General features: G+C 74.1%; 17 protein-coding genes. 12 read left to right on the top strand and 5 right to left on the bottom strand.

What is annotated here, in order from left to right; translation table 11 throughout:
* Positions 1-227: 227 nt before the first annotated feature.
* Entirely contained in the window at positions 228-821 is a 594-nt protein-coding gene (locus tag ACIGW4_RS16555; protein WP_123458325.1) for a DUF4328 domain-containing protein, read from the bottom strand.
* Positions 822-1,028: 207 nt separating this feature from the next.
* On the bottom strand, positions 1,029-1,760 hold the full coding sequence (locus ACIGW4_RS16550; protein WP_185094868.1) for a TetR/AcrR family transcriptional regulator: 732 nt from the start codon (positions 1,758-1,760) through the stop codon (positions 1,029-1,031).
* Positions 1,761-1,913: 153 nt separating this feature from the next.
* Here ACIGW4_RS16550 and ACIGW4_RS16545 point away from each other — a divergent pair, with 153 nt between their 5' ends.
* The 3 genes from ACIGW4_RS16545 (at position 1,914) to ACIGW4_RS16535 (ending at position 6,093) form a co-directional block, all read left to right on the top strand.
* A complete protein-coding gene (locus ACIGW4_RS16545; protein WP_399581112.1) occupies positions 1,914-3,419 on the top strand; it encodes a flavin-containing monooxygenase in 1,506 nt (501 codons plus the stop codon).
* Positions 3,416-4,375, top strand: a complete 960-nt coding sequence (locus ACIGW4_RS16540; RefSeq protein WP_123458323.1) for a diiron oxygenase — start codon at positions 3,416-3,418, stop codon at positions 4,373-4,375. The genes ACIGW4_RS16545 and ACIGW4_RS16540 overlap by 4 nt, the downstream gene beginning before the upstream one ends.
* A gap of 80 nt (positions 4,376-4,455) precedes the next feature.
* Entirely contained in the window at positions 4,456-6,093 is a 1,638-nt protein-coding gene (locus ACIGW4_RS16535; RefSeq protein WP_399581111.1) for an FAD-dependent oxidoreductase, read from the top strand.
* A 1-nt stretch (position 6,094) separates the two neighbouring features.
* Here ACIGW4_RS16535 and ACIGW4_RS16530 read toward each other — a convergent pair whose 3' ends face one another.
* The gene (locus tag ACIGW4_RS16530) at positions 6,095-7,108 is read right to left on the bottom strand and encodes a LacI family DNA-binding transcriptional regulator (RefSeq protein ID WP_398709814.1); all 1,014 of its coding nucleotides are present in this window, start codon (positions 7,106-7,108) and stop codon (positions 6,095-6,097) included.
* A 152-nt stretch (positions 7,109-7,260) separates the two neighbouring features.
* Between ACIGW4_RS16530 and ACIGW4_RS16525 the strand changes: the two genes are divergently transcribed.
* Both ACIGW4_RS16525 and ACIGW4_RS16520 read left to right on the top strand, forming a co-directional pair.
* Positions 7,261-8,328, top strand: a complete 1,068-nt coding sequence (locus tag ACIGW4_RS16525; RefSeq protein ID WP_399581109.1) for a C45 family autoproteolytic acyltransferase/hydolase — start codon at positions 7,261-7,263, stop codon at positions 8,326-8,328.
* A 60-nt stretch (positions 8,329-8,388) separates the two neighbouring features.
* On the top strand, positions 8,389-9,720 hold the full coding sequence (locus tag ACIGW4_RS16520) for an MFS transporter (RefSeq protein ID WP_399581106.1): 1,332 nt from the start codon (positions 8,389-8,391) through the stop codon (positions 9,718-9,720).
* A 160-nt stretch (positions 9,721-9,880) separates the two neighbouring features.
* Here ACIGW4_RS16520 and ACIGW4_RS16515 read toward each other — a convergent pair whose 3' ends face one another.
* Positions 9,881-10,585 carry an esterase/lipase family protein gene (locus tag ACIGW4_RS16515; protein ID WP_399581104.1) on the bottom strand — a complete coding sequence of 235 codons (705 nt, stop codon included), beginning with the start codon at positions 10,583-10,585 and terminating at the stop codon, positions 9,881-9,883.
* Positions 10,586-10,837: 252 nt separating this feature from the next.
* Between ACIGW4_RS16515 and ACIGW4_RS16510 the strand changes: the two genes are divergently transcribed.
* The 3 genes from ACIGW4_RS16510 to ACIGW4_RS16500 all read left to right on the top strand — a co-directional run bounded on the left by ACIGW4_RS16510 (position 10,838) and on the right by ACIGW4_RS16500 (position 15,230).
* The gene (locus ACIGW4_RS16510) at positions 10,838-13,195 is read left to right on the top strand and encodes a collagenase (RefSeq protein WP_399581102.1); all 2,358 of its coding nucleotides are present in this window, start codon (positions 10,838-10,840) and stop codon (positions 13,193-13,195) included.
* An 83-nt stretch (positions 13,196-13,278) separates the two neighbouring features.
* The gene (locus ACIGW4_RS16505) at positions 13,279-14,238 is read left to right on the top strand and encodes a proline racemase family protein (RefSeq protein ID WP_398709805.1); all 960 of its coding nucleotides are present in this window, start codon (positions 13,279-13,281) and stop codon (positions 14,236-14,238) included.
* Between the two features lie 41 nt (positions 14,239-14,279).
* A complete protein-coding gene (locus ACIGW4_RS16500) occupies positions 14,280-15,230 on the top strand; it encodes an ornithine cyclodeaminase family protein (protein WP_399581305.1) in 951 nt (316 codons plus the stop codon).
* Here the strand turns inward: ACIGW4_RS16500 and ACIGW4_RS16495 are convergent.
* On the bottom strand, positions 15,225-16,550 hold the full coding sequence (locus tag ACIGW4_RS16495; protein WP_399581099.1) for an NAD(P)/FAD-dependent oxidoreductase: 1,326 nt from the start codon (positions 16,548-16,550) through the stop codon (positions 15,225-15,227). The two genes, ACIGW4_RS16500 and ACIGW4_RS16495, sit on opposite strands and share 6 nt — an antisense overlap.
* Before the next feature lie 85 nt (positions 16,551-16,635).
* Here ACIGW4_RS16495 and ACIGW4_RS16490 point away from each other — a divergent pair, with 85 nt between their 5' ends.
* The 4 genes from ACIGW4_RS16490 to ACIGW4_RS16475 all read left to right on the top strand — a co-directional run bounded on the left by ACIGW4_RS16490 (position 16,636) and on the right by ACIGW4_RS16475 (position 20,600).
* Positions 16,636-17,820 carry an FAD-binding oxidoreductase gene (locus ACIGW4_RS16490; protein ID WP_359592443.1) on the top strand — a complete coding sequence of 395 codons (1,185 nt, stop codon included), beginning with the start codon at positions 16,636-16,638 and terminating at the stop codon, positions 17,818-17,820.
* Positions 17,821-17,852: 32 nt separating this feature from the next.
* A complete protein-coding gene (locus tag ACIGW4_RS16485) occupies positions 17,853-18,167 on the top strand; it encodes a (2Fe-2S)-binding protein (protein WP_030693809.1) in 315 nt (104 codons plus the stop codon).
* Complete coding sequence (locus ACIGW4_RS16480) at positions 18,148-19,617, top strand: FAD-dependent oxidoreductase (RefSeq protein WP_399581095.1); 1,470 nt, start codon at positions 18,148-18,150, stop codon at positions 19,615-19,617. Before ACIGW4_RS16485 ends, ACIGW4_RS16480 begins: the two co-directional genes overlap by 20 nt.
* A 74-nt stretch (positions 19,618-19,691) precedes the next feature.
* Positions 19,692-20,600, top strand: coding sequence for a dihydrodipicolinate synthase family protein (locus tag ACIGW4_RS16475; protein ID WP_399581093.1), 909 nt, complete (start codon positions 19,692-19,694; stop codon positions 20,598-20,600).
* Positions 20,601-20,656: the final 56 nt, after the last annotated feature.

The raw sequence follows: 20,656 nt of genomic DNA, 5'->3' as shown, positions 1-20,656 counted from the left end.
GTACCCCCCCCCCCCCCCCCCCCCCCCCCCCCCCCCCCCCCCCCCCCCCCCCCCCCGCGCCCCCCCCCCCCCCCCCCCCGCGCCGCCCCCCCCCCCCCCCTCCGCCGGACCCCGCGCAGGGGCCGCCCGCAACGCTCTTCCCGTGTGGTGCCCGCCGCCCGGGGCGTCCGCGCGGCGGCGGCAGAAGGGTTCCCGGGCGGTGTCGGCGTCAGGTCATGTCGAAGTGGTCAGGTCATGTTGAAGTACGGGAGGGGGCCGGCCGGCTGGGCGGCGGTCACGCGGCGGATCACGGCGATCGCCAGGATCGAGTCCAGGATGCCGAGGGCGTGGTCCACCGGGGTGTGGTAATCGGTCTGGTGGAGCACCAGCAGGTGGACCGCGACCGAGAGCGGGCCGTCGGCGAGCCAGACGAACCACCAGGCGTTGATCAGCCAGGTGTCGCGGGGCGGGCCGCCGGCGCGCCGGATGTCCAGGGTGATGCGCCGGGGCAGCCACCACATGGCGAGCGGGATGATCCAGGCGCCGAGGGCGAAGCCCGGGGCGTACTTGTGGGTGCCCGGCGCGAGCACCTCGGCGTTGCAGCGGGCGCGGTGGAACCAGACCAGGAACGAGATCCAGCAGAGGATCTGGAGGAAGCCGAGCGCGGCGCTCCCGTCCTCGAGCCAGGGGGCGTCGGGGCCGGTGTGGATGATGTACGCCTCGGCGAGGGCCGAGGTGGCGATCAGGCACTGGACGACGAGGGCGGGTCCGGCGGGGTCGCGGAAGCGGTAACGCGGCCCGTGCGCCGCGGCCGGCCCGACCGGCACGTTGTACTGATCCATGCTTCGTCCCCCGAATGCGGCCGAGTCGTACGTCGGCGTTGATCACCGGCATCGTAGAGGCGTGCCGACCGGCCGGCCAGGGTCCGGGAGCGGGGAAAGAGCCGGAAGCAGGCGGGAAGTCCGCGAGCAGAGGGAGGGGCCCGGAGCCGGGGGAGGGCCGGGGGTCGGCGGTGGCGCCCGGGGGCGGTGGCGGTCGTCCGCCGTGCCCTACGGGGTGCCGGGCCCCGGCGGTTCCGGGACCGGTCCGATCGGCTGGTCGGGGTCGAGCTTGATGCCCAGGCGCGGGGTGACGCCCGCGAGCAGGCCCCAGAGGGCGTCGCTCAGGAAGTGGGTCAGGTCGTCGAGGGAGCTCCGCGATTCGGGGTGGGCGGCCCACTGGTTCACCACGCCGTCCACCAGACCGACCATGCCGAACGCCAGGTTGAGGTTGAACCCCGGGGGAGCCTCCTCGCCGTCGAGGAACCGCTCGGCGTACGTGTCCAGGAGCCGGGCGAGGTGGAGGGCGACGGCGGTGCGGGTCCCCGCGACCGCGCGCGAGCCGGCGGCGGGCCGGCCGGGCGAGCCGGTGCCGAGGAAGCGGTGGAGGTGGGGGTGGAGCGCCACCCAGCCCACGTAGGTGGCCGCGGCGAGCTCGATCGCCTCCCGGATCGTGCCCTTCGGGTCGAGGGCGGGGGACAGGGCGGTCATCAGGTCGTCGGTGATGCGCGCGCGGATCTGCTCGTCGAGGTCCTCGCGGCTGCGGAAGATCCGGTAGACGACGGAGCGGGGCATGCCGGCCTCGGCGCCGATCGCCGCCACGCTGACCGTCGTTCCCTCGCGGCCGATGACGGTGAGGGCCGCGGTGAGGACCTGGTCCCGGCGCTCGGCGCGGTGGCCGCTCCAGCGGGTGTCACGGCCGTCGGGGCGCCCGTCGTTGCGTGTGTGTCTGTCCTCGGCCACGGCGTGGATCGTACCCGGCGGTGGGGACGAGGCCGGGCGAGAGGGGTGGCGCAGGTCACGTTACCGCCGGTATCCTGGACGCGGTGACACAGGTAAATTCCGGGGCCAGAGGAAGAACGCCCACCGGCACGGCCGGCAGCGGAGGGGACGGACATGGAGAACCAGCACGTCGACGTGCTGATCATCGGCGCGGGGCTGTCCGGCATCAGTGCCGCCTGCCACCTGCTCGACGGGAACCCCGGGCTCACGTACACGATCATCGAGCGGCGCGCCGGGATCGGCGGCACCTGGGACCTCTTCCGCTACCCCGGCATCCGCTCGGACTCGGACATGTACACCTTCGGCTACGGCTTCCGTGCCTGGCACGGCACCAAGGTCCTCGCCGCCGGCCCGGACATCCGCCGCTACATCCGGGCCACCGCCGAGGAGCACGGCGTCGCCGACCGCATCCGCTTCGGCCGGCGGGCCGTCCGGGCGGACTGGTCGAGCGCGGAAGGCCGTTGGACCGTCGAGACCCTCGACGAGGCCACCGGCGAGACCCTTCTCCTCACCGCCCGCTTCCTCGTCGGCGCCACCGGCTACTACGACTACGACGCCGGCCACCGCCCCGAGTTCCCCGGCGAGGACCGCTTCCGCGGCACCCTCGTGCACCCGCAGCACTGGCCCGAGGACCTCGACCACACGGGCAAGCGCGTCGTGGTCATCGGCAGCGGCGCCACCGCCATCACCCTCGTCCCCGCCATGGCCCCCGAAGCCGCCCACGTCACCATGGTCCAGCGCTCGCCCACGTACGTCCTGGCGCTCCCCGCGGACGACCCCCTCTCCGTCCTCCTGCGCCGGCTGCGCGTCCCCGCCGCGCTCGTCCACCGGGTCGGACGCACCCGCAACATCGCGCTGCAGCGCACCCTCTACGCCCTGTGCCGCAAGGCCCCCCGCCTCATGCGCAAGGTGCTCCTCGGCGCCGTGCGGGCGCGGCTCGGCAAGAGCGTCGACATGCGCCACTTCACCCCCTCGTACAAGCCCTGGGACCAGCGGCTGTGCGTCGTGCCCGGCGGAGACCTCTTCACGGCGCTCAGGAGCGGCCGGGCGTCCGTCGTCACCGACCGCATCGAGACCTTCACCGAGACCGGCCTCAGGGTCGGGTCCGGCGAGGAGATCCCCGCCGACATCGTCGTCACGGCCACCGGCCTGCGGATGCAGCTCGCCGGCGGCATGGAACTCGCGGTCGACGGAAAGCCCGTCGTCACCCGCGACCACCTCCTCTACAAGGGGGTGATGCTCGACGGCGTCCCCAACCTGGCGATGATCATCGGCTACACCAACGCCTCCTGGACGCTCAAGGCCGACCTCGCCGCCGCCTACGTCAGCCGGCTCATCGCCCACATGGACCGCCACGGCCTCACCGCCGTCACCCCCGTCGCCACCGAGGCCGACCGCTCCTCCGTCTCCGTCATGGGCGAGTCGCTGACCTCCGGCTACATCGCCCGCGGCGACGCGATCATGCCCCGCCAGGGCACCCGCGACCCCTGGCGGATCCGGAACGACTACTACCACGACCGCCGCGCGCTGCGGCGGTCCCCGATCGAGGACCCCGCGCTCCGCTTCGACACCCTGCTCAGCTCCGGACAGCCGACCGCGAGAGACCGAGGACGACGATGACCAGCGTGCAGAGCTACCACGAGAGGCTCCGGACCCTGTCCGAGGCCTCGGTGCACATCCACTTCGACGCGTTCACCGACATCGACTGGGACCACCCCGACTTCGCCATCGACCCGACGGACCCCCGCTGGGTGCTCCCCGCGGCCGACCCCCTGGGCGGCCACCCCTGGTACCAGGAGCAGCCTTTGGAGGTCCGCACGCGCATCGGACTGTGGCGGTACGCCAACATCGTCAAGGTCGGCATGCAGTTCGAGAACGTCCTGATCCGCGGCGTGATGGACTACCTCTTCGCCCTGCGCAACCAGAACCCGGAGTTCCGCTACCTCACCCACGAGGTCACGGAGGAGTGCCACCACACCCAGATGTTCCAGGAGTTCGTGAACCGCGCGGGCGCCGACGTGCCCGGCGGGCGACGCTCCTTCCGGGTGCTCAGCCGTTTCCTGCCCCTGGCCGGCTCGCTGGTCCCCGAGTCCTTCTTCACCGGCGTCCTCGCCGGGGAGGAGCCCATCGACCACCTCCAGAAGGCGATCCTGCGCGGCGGCGAGGACATCCACCCGCTGATGCGCCGGCTCATGCAGATCCACGTCGCCGAGGAGGCCCGGCACATCTCCTTCGCCCACGAGTTCCTGCGCGTCAAGGTCCCCGGCTACGGCCGGGCGCGCCGGGGCGCGCTCTCGGTGGCCTTCCCCGTGATCATGCGGGTGCTCGGCGACGTCATCATGGTCCCCGACCGGAAGACCGCCGAGACGATAGGCGTGCCCCACTGGGTGATCAAGGACATCTTCTGGAAGTCGCCCGACGGCGAGAAGATGCTCCGCGACCTCTTCTCCGACGTCCGGATGCTCGCCGAGGACATCGGCCTGATGAACAGGGCCTCCCGGCGCGTGTGGAAGGCGCTGCGCATCGACGGCCGCCCGTCCCGCCACCGGGGCGAGCCCGCCCCGCACGCCGCCTGATCCGCACGCCGCCCGATCCGCCCCCGCCCGCAGCCGACCGTCCCGCACGCCGCGGAACCGCGAACGGAGAGCAACTCCCCATGACCTACGTCGTCACCCGGTCGTGCTGCGCGGACGCCTCCTGCGTCCTGGCCTGCCCGGTCAACTGCATTCACCCCGCCCCCGGCGAACCGGGCTTCGGGCGGACCGAGATGCTGTACGTCGACCCCCGCACCTGCGTCGACTGCGGCGCCTGCACCACGGCCTGCCCGGTGGACGCGCTCAAGCCGCACACCGCGCTCACCGAGGCGGAGTCGCCGTTCCTCGAACTCAACCGCGCCTACTACGACGCCCATCCGCACGAGGACCGCACGCCCATGGCCCTCGTCCCCGCCCAACGCCGCGCCCCCACCGCCGGGTTGCGGGTCGCGGTCGTCGGCGCCGGACCGGCCGGGCTGTTCGCCGCCGACGAACTGCTCCGGTACCCGGGCGTCACCGTCACCGTCCACGACCGGCTGCCCACCCCGTACGGGCTCGCCCGCGCGGGGGTGGCCCCCGACCACCAGGACACCAAGCGGGTCGCCCGGCTGTTCCGCGCCGTCGAGAGCCAGCCCGGCTTCTCGTACCGGCTCAACACCGAGATCGGCCGCGACCTGCACCACGAGGACCTGGTCCGCGACCACCACGCCGTGATCTACGCCGTCGGCGCGGCCACCGACCGGCGGCTCGGCCTCCCGGGCGAGGACCTGCCCGGCAGCGCCTCCGCCACCGACTTCGTGGCCTGGTACAACGGCCACCCCGACCACAGCGCCGCCTCCTACCCCCTGGACGGCGAACGGGCCGTCGTCATCGGCAACGGCAACGTGGCCCTGGACGTGGCCCGCGTCCTCACCGCCGACCCCGACGCCCTGGCCTGCACCGACATCTCCGACCGGGCGCTCGCCGCGCTGCGGGCGAGCCGCGTCCGCGAGGTCGTCGTGCTCGGGCGCCGCGGACCGGCCGAGGCCGCGTTCACCCTGCCGGAACTGCTCGCCCTCGCCGCGCTCGACGGCGTCGACGTCCTCGTCCGGGGCTGGCCGGCCGACGTCCCCCCGGACGCCACCCCCAAGACCGCGGTGCTCGCCGAGCTGGCCGCCCGGACCCCCGTGCCGGGACGCCGCCGCATCGTCCTGCGCTTCCGGACCCGCCCGATCCGGATCCTCGGCGACGACCGGGTGACCGGTCTCGCCGTCGAGACGACCGGGGCCGGGGGGAGCGCCGAGACGACCGGACCCATGGAGAGCGTCGAGACGGCCGGGACCGTGGAGACCGTCGAGGCCTCGCTCGTCCTGCGCGCGATCGGCTACCGGGCCCGGCCCGTCCCCGGCCTCCCGTTCGACGGGACGACCGGCACGGTGCCCCACGAGAGGGGCAGGGTCCGGCCCGGCGTGTACGTGGCCGGCTGGATCAAGCGCGGCCCGCAGGGGTTCATCGGCACCAACAAGTCCTGCGCCCAGGAGACCGTCTCCGCACTCCTCGACGACCTCGAAGCCGGCCTGCTCACCGCCCCCACCGGCGGGGGCCCGGCGTCCGGAGGCCATCCGGAGGCCGTCGGCCTCGACGGCTGGCGGGCGATCGACGAGAGCGAGCGGACGGCGGGCCGGCGCCAGGGGCGCCCCCGCGTCAAGCTCGTCGACAGGGAGGAACTGCTCGCCGCCGCCCGCTCCGCTCCGGGGCGCCGGTCGCTCCCTTCCCGCTGACCTACCGCCGGGTCGACCCCCTCGGGCGGAAGCGGGCCCGGGTGAGGCGGGGCGCGTCGGCGGGGCGGCCGGCGATGAGGGACTGGAGGATGTCGAGCAGGGCCGCCGAGCTGTCGACCGGGTTCAGTTCGAGCGCGGAGATGGCGGGGCGGCTGTTGCGGGCGTGCTCGGAGTCGGAGCCGGTGACCACCATGGTCCGCTCGGGCACCCGTACGCCGCGCGCCACGAGGCCCCGCTGCACGCCGGCCGCGTGTCGCCCGGTGAGGCAGAAGACGGCGTCCGGCAGCCCGTCGTCGACGAGCCGGCCGGCGAGGGCCGTGCCGCCCTCGACGCCCGCGCGCTCGGGGAGCTCGTACAGCCGTGGCGTGCTGCCCCGCTCCTCGCACCAGCCGAGGTAGACGTCCTGGTGCTCCAGGTTCCAGGCGTTCGGGTCGGTGCCCCGCACGAGGGCGACGGAGCGGGCGCCCGCGCCCTCCAGGTGGGCCAGGACCAGACGGGCGGAGGCGCGGTCGTCCTCCGACGCCCAGTGCGTGAACTCCGGTCGTCCGGGCGGGCGTCCGTAGGTCACGTACGGGATGCCGCGCTCCTCCAGACGCGCGACGACCGGGTCGTCCACGTGCGGATTGGTGACGATGTAGCCGTCCAGCGAGAAGGCGAGCGGCGGGACCGGGGGCCGCGTCAGGTCCGGCACCAGCATGAGGCTGAGGCCGCGGGCCAGGGCCTGTGAGGCGGCCGCGCCCACGAACCGCTCGAAGACGTCCACGCCCGCCGGCGCGTAGTCGCCGAGGGCGTCGAGGGAGCGCAGCACCAGGCCGACGGCGCCCATCGGGGAACGGCGCAGCCCGCGCGCCAGGGCGTCGGCCTCGTACCCCATCTGTTCGGCGACGGCGCGGATGTGCTCGCGGGTGGCCGCGCTGAGGGTGCCCTTGTCGTTGAGGGCGTGCGAGACGGCGGTGATGGAGACCCCCGCCCTGCGCGCCACGTCCTTGATCGTGATGCCCCGTGTCCGTGCCACCGCGCGCCGCCTGTCCTGGAACGTCCTGAAGGACGGGGGAGGGGTCCCCCGGGGAAGAGTTCCCCCAAGCATTGCATAAAAGGTTTTACGTTCCTAGCTTGATGCCCGCCGCCCCATCGGCGCGCGGCCTCGCCATCCTCGAAGGAACCCCCGTGGAACTGCACACCCTCACCACCGAGACGACCGACCCCCGTGAGCGCGGGACCCTGCTCGGCACCCGGTTCGGCGCCCAGGTCCGGCGCGTCGCGGAGCTCTACCGGGAGCACTTCGCCGCCCTCGGCCTGCCCGCCGACCGGGTCCGCGCCCTCGCCGAGCGCAGCCACGAGGCGCTCCGGACCTGGGCGCCGGACCTCGCCGAGGAGTCGGACGCCTGCGCCGACGCGGCCGGCGCCGAGCGCTGGACGGTGGCCGCCGTCGGCGCCCGCACCGAGATCCTCGCCGGCTGTCCGACCCCCGGGAAGGGCGAGTGCTCGACCGCGGTGTTCGCGCCCGCGGGGGCCGCGCCGCAGACCGTGCAGACCTGGGACTGGCACGACCTGCTCGTCCCGGAGGCGCTGCTGCACGAGCTGACGCCGAGCGCGGGCCGCACGGTGAAGCTCTTCACCGAGTTCGGCGCCGCCGGCAAGATCGGCGTGAACAGCGCCGGCCTCGGCGTGCACTTCAACATCCTGTTCCACGCGTCCGACTCCGCGAACGGCGGCGGCGTGCCCGTGCACGCGGTCGCCCGCCGCATCCTCGACGAGGCGGACACCCTCGACCGGGCCGTCGAGATCGCCTCGACGGCCCGCGTCAGCGCCTCCACCTCGCTGACCGTGGTCACCGCCGACTCCTCCGCCGCGAGCCTGGAGCTCTCCCCCGCCGGCCTCGCGGTGGTCCCGGCCGGGGAGGACGGCTGGCTGCTGCACACCAACCACTTCCTCGACGCCGGCCTCGCGGCGGCGGACACCGGACCGGCCGACTCGATGACGACGGAGCGCCTCGCCCACCTGCGCGCGGTGCGGGCCGCGATGCCGGGACTGTCGCCCGCCGAGCGGGCGCGGGCCTTCTGCGGCGACGACGGGGCCGACGCCGTCGTCTGCATGCGGCCCGACGCGCACAAGCCGCCGCACGAGCAGTGGGGCACCCTGCTCACCGTCGGGCTCGACGTCGCCCACTGCGCGATCGACTACCTGGCCGGCGCGCCGCACGAGGCCCCGACGGCCGGCCTCGCCCGCTTCTGATCCGACCCGCCCTTTCCCCGTTTGTTTCCGCTCTCCCCTCCCCACCCCGAAGGACCCGCCATGACGGAGACCGTCCGGCCCGGCCTCAAGGCCCGCGCGGCCAGAGGCACTCGCACCTTCCTCATCTCCGGATTCGGAACGGCGCTGGAGTTCTACGACTTCATCATCTACGGCCTCGCCGCCGCGATCGTCTTCCCCACCGTCTTCTTCCCCGAGTTCGACCGCACGGTGGGCACCCTGGTGGCCTTCGCCGCGTTCGGCAGCGGCTTCGTCGCCCGTCCGCTCGGCGGCATCGTGATCGGCCACTTCGGCGACCGGATCGCCCGCAAGTCGATGCTGGTCCTCACGCTGCTGATCATGGGCGGCAGCACCTTCCTCATCGGCTGCCTGCCCTCGTACGGGACCCTGGGCATCGCCGCTCCGGTCATGCTCGTCGCCCTGCGCCTCGTCCAGGGCTTCGCGGCCGGCGGGGAGTGGGGCGGCGCCTCCCTCTTCGGCATCGAGAACGCCCCCGAGGGCCGGCGCGGCCTGTGGGGGAGCTTCACCAGCGCCGGCATCGGCATCGGCAGCCTCTTCGGCACGGGCGTCTTCACCCTGATCACCCTCCTCCCGGAGGAACGGCTCGAAGCCTGGGCCTGGCGCGTGCCGTTCTGGCTGGGCGGCCTCCTCGTCCTCGTCGGAGTCGTCGCCCGCAGCCGGATGCCCCAGGAGGAGCGCCGCACCGACAGAGCGCCCCGCGTCCCCGTCCTGGACTCCATCAGGCGGCACCCGCGCCAGATGCTGCTGGCCATCGGCGTGGCCTTCGGCTACAACACCCTCGCGTACATCGGCACGATCTTCACGGTGACGTACGCCGAGGAGCGCGGCTACAGCCACACCGAGTCCCTGCTGCTCCAGGTGGCGGGCTCCGTCGCCTTCACGATCGCCGTGCCGGTGATGGCGCTCCTCTCCGACCGGAAGGGCCGCAAGCCGGTCGTCATCCTCGGCACCCTGGCGTACGCGGCCTTCTTCTTCCTGTACTTCCCGCTGGTGGACGGTCACGTCCTCGTCCTGGCCACGCTCGCCTACGTCCTGGTGAACGTGCTGATGGCCGCCCCGCAGGGCTGCATCCCGGCCTTCCTCGGCGAGCAGTTCCCGGCGGCCACCCGCTACTCGTCCATCTCCGCCACCTACCAGACCGGTGCCGCGCTGGGCGGCGGTACGGCGGCGACCGCCGCGACCGCGCTGTTCCTCGCGTACGACGGCGACCCGATCGGTGTCGGGCTCTACTCCGGCGCGGCGGCGCTGGTCCTGGTGCTGTGCGCCTGGGGCCTGCGGGAGACGTTCCGGGTCCCGACCGCCCGGCTCGGCGAACGGGCCGCGGAGCCCGCCGCCGAGCGGGTCGGGATCTAGGCCGTCTCTTTCGGATCTTGCCGGTCAAGCCCGCGTCGTCCGGTGCCGTGCATCGCAAGGCGGAGGAATGCCCGATTACTGGACGTCCTTGGGCTTTCCGACAACGCGGCGAGGTGCGGTGCCGGGCGGCGCGGGCGAGGCAAGATCCGGAAGAGACGGCCTAGCTCCGCAGAAACGCGCGGACCCCCTGGGAGACCGCGTCGTCTCCCAGGAGCGCGTTGTGGTCGAGACAGCCGGCGCCGTTGTTGACGGCGCCGGCCAGCGGCACGCTGCCGTCGGGGTTGACGACCTCGTCGCAGTTCGACCACCAGGTGGCGTAGCGCACGGCCCCGGGCGTCTCGTCGCCCTCCGCGAGCTTCTTCTGGACGTAGGAGCCCGGGGTCATGTCGCGGCAGGCCTGGTCCCACAGCGCGCACGCCCAGGCGGTGGAGGTGCCGTGGTTGGGGCCGGCGAGGGAGATCCAGTGGGCGACGGAGGACTGTCCGGCGGCGTCGAACTTCACGTACCAGCGGGTGAGGAGACTGCCGAAGGAGTGGGCGACGAGGTCGACCCGGGCAGCCCCGGTCCGTCGCTTGACCTCCTCGACGTACGCGGCGAGTTCGCCGGCCAGGACCTCGTTCACGGACCGGTGCGTGTCGTAGCCGAAGGAGAACAGCTCGCCGTCGGTGTACCCGTCGGCCTCGAAGTCCGCGCGCAGTCCGCCCCACACGCCGGGGTCGGCGTTGTAGCCGTGGACGAACACGACGGGAACGCGGGCGGAGGAGCCGACCACGGGGGTGTCGGCCCGGACGGGCGCCGTCGGCAGGAACAGGGACGCGACGACGGCGATCAGCGGAACGACGATCCGGCCGAGGAGTCTCAACACGCTTGCCCCCAGGGTGAGTTGCGCAGGAGTAGTCAGGAGCATGGTGGGGGCCGAGGGGGCGGATGAACAGTCCCGTGCACGGCTCCGCCGGCCCTGGTGGGGAACTGGTGCCGTCCCGGGTCTTGTCAGTGCAATTTCACATTACTATGTTACAGCGCACACGGTTCGATGAACGTCCGTCAGACGCCGTGCGAACCAGACCAGTTCGCGAACACATCCCCGAACCAACCCCCCTCACCCGCAGGAGTCCTGTTGTCCCTCCACCGACGCGTGCGCTCTTCCCTGCTCGTCTCCGCCATCGCGGTCACCCTCCTCGCCTCCGCCGGCCAGGCCGGTGCCTCCACGACCGGCACGGACGACCGGCCCGCCGCCCCGGCCCCCGCCCTCGGCGCGCCGGGCCCGCAGGCACGGCCGGGCACCAACCCCTTCGACGAGGTCGAGCACCGCGCCTCCGCCCCGCGCCCCACCTTCGGGCCCGCGCCCGCCCCCGGCGGCCACGCCACGGGCCGCGTCCCCGGCCGGGCACCGGCCGCCGCCACCGCACGGCCGCTCACCGCGGCCGCCCCCGGCACCACCGCCGCCGGCGTCCCCTGCACCCTCGACGGGATCACCGCCCTCACCCCGGAACGGCTCGCCGACTTCCTCGCCGACCCGGCGGTCACCGCCGACGGCTGCCTCCGCGGCCTCATATGGACCTGGGACGCCCGGCTCGCACCCGTGATGTCCGACGCCCACGTCCAGGCCGTCGCCCGCCGCATATCGAGCCTCTCCGCCTCGCACGACGGACGGAACACCTCCCACCTGGAGGAGATGTTCACGTACCTGCACGCCGTCGCCTACCACGACTACTCGCGCGACGAGATCGACACCACCGACGCGCCCACGGTCGACGCGATCCGCCGGGCCGTCGCCGACTTCGGCGCCGCCGCGCACACCTTCGACGTCACCAGGAGCAACGCGAACACCCTCCGCGAAGCGCTCTACGCGGCCAGCGCACCCGGCCTCCGCCAGCACCAACTGGGCCTCGTCAAGCGGGTTCTGGCCACCATGGACCCCTCGCACCCCGCCACGAACCTCGACCCGGCCTGGGCGGGCGCCGCGCTCGCCGGCCTCTCCGTCAACTACCTCGGCGTCTACCCCGGCAACCAGGACAGCGCCTTCCACGCGGCCGTCGCCGCCGACCCGGCCTACCGCGCCACCTTCAAGGCCTTCGCGGGCTACGGCCACCTGAAGGGCACCGCCAACGCCTGGGTCGCCCGCGACGCCCTGAGCGAGTACGGCCGCTTCGGCCAGGTCGCGGGCCTCCGGGACGGGGTCGTCGCCGACCTCGGCGCCGGCCTCGCCACCGTCGTCGACACCTTCGGCCGCGGCAGCGAACAGTGGGCCAAGGTCGTCTCCTGGCTCAACACCTACGAGGCCTGCAAGCCGTACGGCGTGTGCAAGGAGGACATCGAGAAGCAGCTCTTCCCGTACACGTACACCTACGACAACGGCGCCATCAGGGTCCGCACCGCCCTCGACCGGGCCACCGTCGACCAGCTCTACTACGCGAGCAAGCAGGTCAAGGCGCAGTACCACCGCGTCCTCGGCACCGACCGGCCGCTCGCCGGCGACACCAACGCCACGCTGAACATCGTCCTCTACGCCTCCCGCGCGGACTACGAGAACTACCACCCCATCCTCACCGGCATGGGCACCAACAACGGCGGCATCTACATCGAGCGCGGCGCGACCTTCTACACGTACCAGCGGCGCGTCCCCCAGGACTCCTCGCTGACGCTGGAGGAGCTCTTCCGCCACGAGTACACCCACTACCTCAACGGCCGCTGGGCCGTCCCCGGCTCATTCGGCGAGGGCCCCTGGTACCAGGACGACCGCACCACCGCCATGGACGAGGGCACGGCCGAGTTCTTCGACGGAGCCACCCGCGACAACGGCATCGCCGTCCGCAAGTCCCTCGTCCGCGGGATCATCAACGACACCGCCGGCGGCGGCCCCCGGATGAACCTGCGCCAGATCCTCCACGCCACCTACGACGGCGACGGATTCCGCTTCTACAACTACGCGGGCACGTTCTTCGAGTTCCTCTGGACCGAGAAGCCCTCCCTGCTCCGCGAGATGTACACCCACCTGCGGGCGAACGACGTGTCCGCGTACGACGCCTGGCGCGACCGGCTGAGCTCCGACGCGAACCTCCAGCGCGACTACGACCGCTTCCTCGACGCGCGGATCGCCGAGGTCGACCGGCTGTACGTCCCCAACACCACGTACACGCCCAACGCCCAGCTGCGCGACGCGGACCTCGCCTCGGTGAAGGCGTCCTTCGCCACCGCCACGTACAACACCCCCGACTGCGTGGAGAACGGCGAGCCCGGCAAGCGCCGCTTCCTCTGCACCGGCCGGATCACGGCGAACCTGTCGAACTGGGCCAGCGCGGACCAGAACTTCAAGGACATGTCCGAGACGGTCGACTACTTCATCCTCGACCGGGCCGGCGCCGCCTCCAACAACCTGGCCGACATGAACTGCAGCTTCGGGCCCGTCGAGATCTGGTCCACCAAGGTCGCGGGCACGTCGAGCTACAGCTGCGAGGGCCCCCTCCGCAGCTGACCGCACCCCGCCCACCGCCCGGGCCGGCCCTCCCCGCGGAAGGGCCGGCCCGGCCCCACGACTCCCTCTGGAGGCCGTACTCCGTGAGCACCACCCCGCGCCCGGTCCGCACCACCGACTACCACACCGCCGGCGAGCCCTTCCGGATCGTCGACGAGGACCTGCCCCCGATCCCCGGCGACACCGTCGCCGAGCGCCGCGCCCTCGCGCTCCGGCTCGGCCCGCTCGACGAGCTGCGCCGCCTGCTGGTCCGGGAACCCCGCGGACACTCCGGCATGTACGGCGGGTTCGTCGTCCCGCCCGACGACGACGGCGCCCACTTCGGCGTGCTGTTCTGGCACAAGGACGGCTACTCCACCGCCTGCGGCCACGGCACGATGGCCCTCGGCGCCTGGGCCGTCGACACCGGCCGAGTCCCCGCGCCCGACGACGGCGACGTCCCCGTCCGCGTCGACGTGCCCTCCGGACGCGTCACCGCGACCGTGCACCGCGCCGGCGGCCGCACCACGGGCGTCACCTTCCGCAACGTCCCGACGCGGGTCCTTGCCCGCAAGGTCCCGGTGAGCACCGCCTCCGGCACCGTCGAGGTCGACCTCGCCGACTCCGGCGCCCGCTACGCCTCGCTCCCCGCGCGCGCCCTCGGCCTCGACACCGGCCGGGCCTCCCTGCCCGCGCTCGTCCGGGCCGGGCGGGAGATCCGCGCCGCGCTCCCCGAACACGACCTGTACGGCGTCATCCTGTACGACGAACTGCCCGACACCCCCGACGGGCCGCGTCAGCGCAACGTCACCGTCTTCGCCGACGGGCAGGTCGACCGCTCGCCCTGCGGATCGGGCACCTCCGCCCGGCTCGCCCTGCTCGGCGAGGACGGCCGCCTCGGGCCCGGCGGCGTCCTCACGCACGAGTCCGTGGCCGGCACCGTCTTCACCGGCCGGCTGCTGGCCGAGGGGATCACGGAGGTGACCGGTGCGACCCACCGCACCGGCACCCACGCCTTCGTCCTCGACCCGCACGACGACCTGGGAACGGGATTCCTGCTGTGACCGCGAAGACCCGAGAGACCTCGCGCACGGCCGTGAACCCCATGACCGACCTGCTCCTGATCGACGCCCCGGCCATGACCCGCCTCCTGACCCCGGCGGCGACCGCCGACGTCCTCGCCGAGGTCCTGCGCGCCGGGTTCGACCCCGAGGCCGCCCCGCTCCGTACCGCCGTCCCCGTCCCCGCCGGCGAGCTCCTGCTCATGCCCGCCGCCTCCGGCGCGTACGCCGGCGTGAAGGTCGCGGGCGTGGCCCCGGGCAACCCGGCCCGCGGCCTGCCCCGCATCACCGGCTCCTACCTGCTCCTCGACGGCGCGGACCTCCGGCCCCTCGCCCTCCTCGACGGCGCGGCCCTCACCGAGCTGCGCACCCCTGCCGTCTCCGCGCTCGCCGTACGCCGTCTGGCCCCGGACGACCGGCCGCTGCGCCTCGTCCTCTTCGGCACCGGACCCCAGGCGTACGGTCACCTGGAGGCGGTCCTCGCGGTGCGCGAGCTCGCCGAGGCGGTCGTCGTCGGGCGCGACCCGATCGGTGCGCGGGCCCTCGCCGGATACGCGCGGACGCTCGACGTGCCCGCCCGCGCCGGGACGGCCGACGACGTGGACGGAGCCGACCTCGTCGTCTGCTGCACCACGGCCCGCGAGCCCCTCTTCGACGGCGCCCGGGTGGCTCCGGGCGCCACCGTCGTCGCCGTCGGTTCGCACGAGCCGACGGCCCGGGAGACGGACACCGCCTTCGTGAGCCGCGCCGAGGTGTACGTCGAGGCGCGCTCGGCGGCGCTCCGCGAGGCGGGGGACCTGCTCGTCCCGATGGCCGAGGGGGCGATCGGGGAGGACCACATCGCGGGCACCCTCGCCGATCTGGTCAACGGCCGTGATCCGGTGGACGGCCGTGCCCTCTCCCGGCGTCCGCGGTTCTTCAAGGGCGTGGGCATGGCCTGGGAGGACCTCGCCGTCGCCGGCGCCCTGTACCGCGCGGCCCGCGGGGGTTCATGACCCCGTGGGCGACAGGGGCGGGGTCCGGCCGGCCGTGCCCCTGTGCCGGATGTTGACGGCCGCCGCCCTGGCCACGGCCACCGGGTTCAGGAAGCGCGGCGGACCGATCAGGCGGGACGCGAACAGGTGCATGTGCCGGGCCAGGGCGCCGTCGCGCGCCGCCGCCGAGAACATCAGCCGCTCCACGGGGTTGAACGGGCGGCCCTTGGCGAAGTCGGCGGCCAGGTACTGGTGGCCGCCCAGGCGGCGCCGGTGCCTGGCCGCGTACAGCGCGAGGGAGCGGTCGAGGTCGCCCCGGCCGGTGACGGCCGGGCCGACCGCCTCCGCCAGCCACTGCGCGGACTGCAGGGCCCACCCGCACCCCACTCCCCACAGGGGGTCGCCGGTCAGGGCGGCGTCGCCGACGAGGGCGAGCCCCGGTGCCGTCGCCCTGCGGGTGTGCAGCGGGTAGTCGACCGTGCCGGTGATCTTCGTGATGCGCTCGGCGGAGTCGATGGGCGGCGCGTCGGGCAGGGCGCGGACGAAGTCGAGGAAGCTGCCCTCCAGGTCCCGCCGGAAGTCCGGGAGCCGCTTCTTGTCCGGGAGCACCGCGACGACCGTCACCCCGTCGTCGTTCGGGAACGCGTAGGCCATGTCGGGCACCAGGAACCAGGCGTGGCTGATCCCGTCGCGCAGCGGAAGGCCGCGGAAGTGCGCGAAATAGCCGAAGCGCGCGTTCTCGTGCCGCCGGGTGGGCACCCCGGCGAACCCGGCCACGGCCGAGTCCTTGCCGTCGGCGCCGACGACCAGGCGGGCCCGCAGCTCGCGTTCGCCCTCGGACGTCGAGGCGCGCACGCCGACGGTGCGCCCGGCTTCCCGGAGGAGCCCGGTCACCCGGTGGCCGAGGAGGACGTCGACGCCGGGGGTCTCGGCCGCACGGCACCTGATCATCGGGTCGAGGGTGCTGCGGCGGACGTTGTAGCCGTACGGCAGCTCGGGGCCCGGCGCGGCCCCCGGCTCGATCCAGCCCCAGCGGGTGTACCAGCGGGCCTCGTTGCGGACGGCGCCCGCCTTCTCCAGGGCGGGGAGCAGGCCGAGTTCCTCCAGGACCGGGGTGGCGTTGGCCGTGAGGGAGTGGGTGCACAGCGTCTTGTACGCCGTGGGGCGCGAGCGGCGTTCCAGGAGTGCGACGCGGGCGCCGCGCCGGGCGAGCAGGATCGCCGCGGCGCTTCCGGCGAGGCTCGCCCCGCTGATGACGACGTCGTAGTCGGGTCCCGCGCTCTCGGGCTTGGCCATGCGCTGTCCGTCCCCCTCGTGGTGGTCCACTTCTGTCAGGAACATGAGGACGATGAAGGTGAACGGTTGTCAAGGGACCGGACTCTTCAGGGGTCTTGGCAATCAGGGTGCCATGTGAAATATTACTGCCGTGCCCACGAGAAACACCTCGGATGTCATCGTCGTCGGCGCCGGCGTCGTCGGCGCGGCCTGCGCCCACTACGCCGCCCGAGCCGGCCTCTCCGTCACCGTCGTCGACCGCGGTCCCGTCGCCGGCGGCACGACGGGAGCCGGCGAGGGAAACCTCCTGGTCTCCGACAAGGAGCCGGGACCCGAGCTCGAACTCGCCCTGATCTCCACCGGGTTGTGGCGGGAGCTGGCCGAACTGCTCCCGCCCCAGGTCGAGTACGAGGCGAAGGGCGGCCTCGTCGTCGCCTCGGACGAGCCCGGGATGCGCGCCCTGCGCGCGTTCGCGGCCCGCCAGGAGAAGGCGGGCGTCACCAGCCGGGAGGTCCCCGAGGACCGGCTCCACGACCTGGAGCCCCACCTCGCACCCACCCTGGCGGGCGGCTTCCACTACCCTCAGGACGCCCAGGTGATGCCCGCCCACGCGGCGGCCCGGCTGCTGCGCACAGGGGGCGAACGGATCCGGCCGCGCCTGGGGGAGGAGGTCACCGGCCTGCTCACCGGCCCGGCCGGGGAGATCCGCGGCGTACGGACCACCGCCGGCGAGATCCACGCCCCGTACGTGGTCAACGCCGCCGGAACCTGGGGCGGCGCCCTCGCCGGGCTCGCGGGCGTCCACCTGCCCGTACTGCCCCGCAGGGGCTTCGTCCTCGTCACCGAGCCGCTCCCGCGCGTGGTGCGCCACAAGGTGTACGCCGCCGACTACGTGGCCGACGTCGCCAGCGGCTCCGCCGCGCTCCAGACCTCCGCGGTCGTCGAGGGCACCCCGGCGGGCCCGGTCCTGATCGGCGCCAGCAGGGAACGCGTCGGCTTCGACCGGACGCTCTCCACCGAGGTCCTCCGCCGGCTCGCCGCCGGAGCCACCGCGCTGTTCCCCGTCCTCGGCGCCGTACGGGCCGTCCGCACCTACCTCGGCTTCCGCCCGTACCTGCCGGACCACCTGCCCGCCATCGGACCCGACCCGCGCGTCCCCGGCCTGCTCCACGCCTGCGGCCACGAAGGGGCGGGCATCGGACTCGCCCCCGTGACGGGACGGATCGTCGCCGCCTGCCTGACCGGCGACGAACCGCCCCTCGACATCCACCCGTTCCGGCCCGAACGCTTCGCCGACACCGCACCCGTCCCGCACCTCGCACCCCCCGCGCCCTGAGGCGCGCACCCACCGTCACGAGAGGAGGGCCCGTGGCCCGCACCCCCGCCGACCTCGTCGGCGCACAGCCCGATCCGCCGTTCGAGATCACCTTCGACGGCCGCCGCGTCACCGCCCTGCCGGGCCAGACCCTCGCCGCCGCCCTCTGGGGCGCCGGCATCCTGGCCTGGCGCACCACCCGGGACGGCGGTCGGCCGCGCGGCGCCTTCTGCGGCATCGGCCAGTGCTACGACTGCCTCGCCACCGTCAACGGCGAACCCAACCGGCGCGCCTGCCTGGTACCGGCCCGCCCCGGCGACGCGATCACCACCCAGGAGGGGCACGGTCATGACCGCCTCGCCGTCTGACCCCGGGGCGCGGCAGGAGCCGTACGACCTCGCGGTCGTGGGGGCGGGCTCCGCAGGCCTCGCAGGCGCCGTCACGGCCTCCGAACTCGGGCTCTCCGTAGTGCTCCTCGACGCCTCGGCCCAGACCGGCGGCCAGTTCCACCGGCACCCCGCGCCCGCACTGGGAGCCCGGCGCCCCGAGGCCCTGCACCACGACTGGTCCGCCTTCACCGGCCTCCGCCGACGCCTCGCCGGAAGCACCGTCACCCACCTCGCCGGGCACCACGTGTGGTCCACCGTGCGGGAGGGCGACGGGACCTGGACCGCGCACGCCGTCACCGGAGCCGACGGCACCGCCGGGTGGTCCGCACGGATCCGGGCCCGGACGCTGCTCCTCGCCACCGGCGCGTACGAACGCCAACTCCCCTTCCCCGGCTGGACCCTGCCCGGCGTCGTGGGCGCGGGCGGAGCACAGGCCATGCTCAAGTCCGGCCTCGTGCTGCCGGGCCGCCGCGTCGTCGTGGCCGGCAGCGGCCCCCTGCTCCTCGCCGTCGCCTCCTCCCTCGCCGCCGCAGGCGCACGGGTGCCGGCCGTGGTCGAGGCCGCCGGCTACCTCCGGTACGCCCGCGCCCCCCTGGCCCTCCTCGCCAACCCGGCGAAGGCGGCCGAAGCGCTGTCGCACGGAGCCGCGCTGCTCCGACACCGCGTCCGCGTCCGGCCGCGCAGCGCCGTCACCGAAGTGCACGGCACCGACCGGGTGGAGGCCGTCACCGTCACCCGCCTCGACGCCGACTGGCGCCCCGTGCCGGGCACGGGCCGCCGGATCGCCTGCGACGCCCTGGCCGTCGGCCACGGCCTCGTCCCGCAGATCGAGCTGGCCACGACCCTCGGCTGCGCCACCCGGCGGCTCCCCGACGGGACCCTGGGTCTCGCCCTGGACGACCTCCAGGAAACCTCGGAGCGCGGCCTGTGGGCGGCGGGCGAGACCGGGGGAGTCGGCGGCGCCGAACTCGCCCGTACGGAGGGCGAGCTGGCCGCCCGCGCCGTCGCCGCGCGGCTCCTCGGCCGCCGCGCGGACGAGGACCGGATCGCCGGACTGCGCCGCCGCCGGGACCGGCTGCGCGCCTTCGCCGACGTGATGTCCGCCGCGCACGCCCCGGGCCCCGGCTGGCAGGACTGGCTCACCGACGACACGGACGTGTGCCGCTGCGAGGAGGTCACCGCCGGGCGGATCCGCGAGGCGGTGACCGAACTCGGCGCGCGGGACGCGAGAACCGCCAAGCTGCTCACCCGGGCCGGCATGGGCTGGTGCCAGGGGCGGATGTGCGGAACGGCCGTCTCCTGCCTCGCCGCGCGCGGCGGCGTCCCCGAACCGCCCGCCGAACGACGCCCGTTCGCCGTGCCGGTCAGGCTCTCGGCGCTCGCCGCGCTCGACGAGGAACCGGCCGATCCGCACCCCCGGACCTCCTGAGGGGGAGAGGCCCGCGAGGGCCTCTTCTCTTCGCCTCTCTATAAAATGTCACACGCTACAGAAAGGTCATCGTCATGACCACCGCCACCTGGAACACCGACCGCCCCTGGCGCGGGATCATGGTCGCCACGACCCTCCCGTTCCGCGAGGACCTCTCCGTCGACCACGACGCCTACGCCGAGCACGTCGCCCGGCTGATCGCGAACGGCTGTGACGGCGTCGTCCCGAACGGCTCCCTCGGCGAGTACCAGACCCTCACCGACGCGGAGCGCGCCCAGGTCGTCCGTACCGCCGTCGAAGCGGCCGGGGACGGGGCCAGGGTCATGCCCGGCGTCTCCGCGTACGGCAGCGCCGAGGCCCGCCGCTGGGCCGAACAGGCCGCCGAGGCCGGCTGCGGCTCGGTCCTCCTCCTGCCGCCCAACGCCTACCGCGCCGACGAGCGGTCCGTGCGCGCCCACTACGCCGAGGTGGCCGGCGTCGGCATCCCCGTCGTCGCCTACAACAACCCGTACGACACCAAGGTCGACCTCACCCCCGACCTGCTCGCCCGCCTCCACTCCGACGGCGGCATCGTCGCCGTCAAGGAGTTCAGCGGCGACGTCCGCCGCGCCTACGAGCTCGCCGAACTCGCCCCCGAACTCGACCTGTTGATCGGCGCCGACGACGTCCTCCTGGAGCTGGCCGTGGCGGGCGCGGTCGGCTGGATCGCCGGCTACCCCAACGCCTTCCCCACGAGCTGCGCCGCGCTCTACCGCGCCGCCGTCGCCGGCGACCTGGCCACCGCCCTGCCGCTCTACCGCTCGCTGCACCCGCTCTTCCGCTGGGACTCCAAGACCGAGTTCGTCCAGGCGATCAAGCTCTCCATGGACCTCGCCGGCCACACCGGCGGACCCACCCGGCCGCCCCGCCACCCGCTCACCGGCGCGACCGAGGCGGCGGTGCGGACCGCCACGGAGAAGGCGGTGGCGGACGGCCACCGCTGAGCCGCGCGTCGTCCCGACGCCCACCGCCGACGCCCACCGCCGACGCCCACCGCCGA

Source organism: Streptomyces sp. NPDC053513 (assembly GCF_044544765.1).
Lineage (GTDB): Bacteria > Actinomycetota > Actinomycetes > Streptomycetales > Streptomycetaceae > Streptomyces > Streptomyces litmocidini.
Note: the sequence above shows the minus strand (reverse complement) of the source record. Positions and strands in the feature narration are given on the sequence as shown.

What these genes read in the sequence shown, in the direction of transcription:
- ACIGW4_RS16555 (WP_123458325.1), bottom strand. Translation starts at nt 821, where the DNA reads ATGGATCAGTACAACGTGCCGGTCGGGCCGGCCGCGGCGCACGGGCCG.
- ACIGW4_RS16545 (WP_399581112.1), top strand. Translation starts at nt 1,914, where the DNA reads ATGGAGAACCAGCACGTCGACGTGCTGATCATCGGCGCGGGGCTGTCC.
- ACIGW4_RS16540 (WP_123458323.1), top strand. Translation starts at nt 3,416, where the DNA reads ATGACCAGCGTGCAGAGCTACCACGAGAGGCTCCGGACCCTGTCCGAG.
- ACIGW4_RS16535 (WP_399581111.1), top strand. Translation starts at nt 4,456, where the DNA reads ATGACCTACGTCGTCACCCGGTCGTGCTGCGCGGACGCCTCCTGCGTC.
- ACIGW4_RS16520 (WP_399581106.1), top strand. Translation starts at nt 8,389, where the DNA reads ATGACGGAGACCGTCCGGCCCGGCCTCAAGGCCCGCGCGGCCAGAGGC.
- ACIGW4_RS16500 (WP_399581305.1), top strand. Translation starts at nt 14,280, where the DNA reads ATGACCGACCTGCTCCTGATCGACGCCCCGGCCATGACCCGCCTCCTG.
- ACIGW4_RS16495 (WP_399581099.1), bottom strand. Translation starts at nt 16,550, where the DNA reads ATGTTCCTGACAGAAGTGGACCACCACGAGGGGGACGGACAGCGCATG.
- ACIGW4_RS16480 (WP_399581095.1), top strand. Translation starts at nt 18,148, where the DNA reads ATGACCGCCTCGCCGTCTGACCCCGGGGCGCGGCAGGAGCCGTACGAC.
- ACIGW4_RS16475 (WP_399581093.1), top strand. Translation starts at nt 19,692, where the DNA reads ATGACCACCGCCACCTGGAACACCGACCGCCCCTGGCGCGGGATCATG.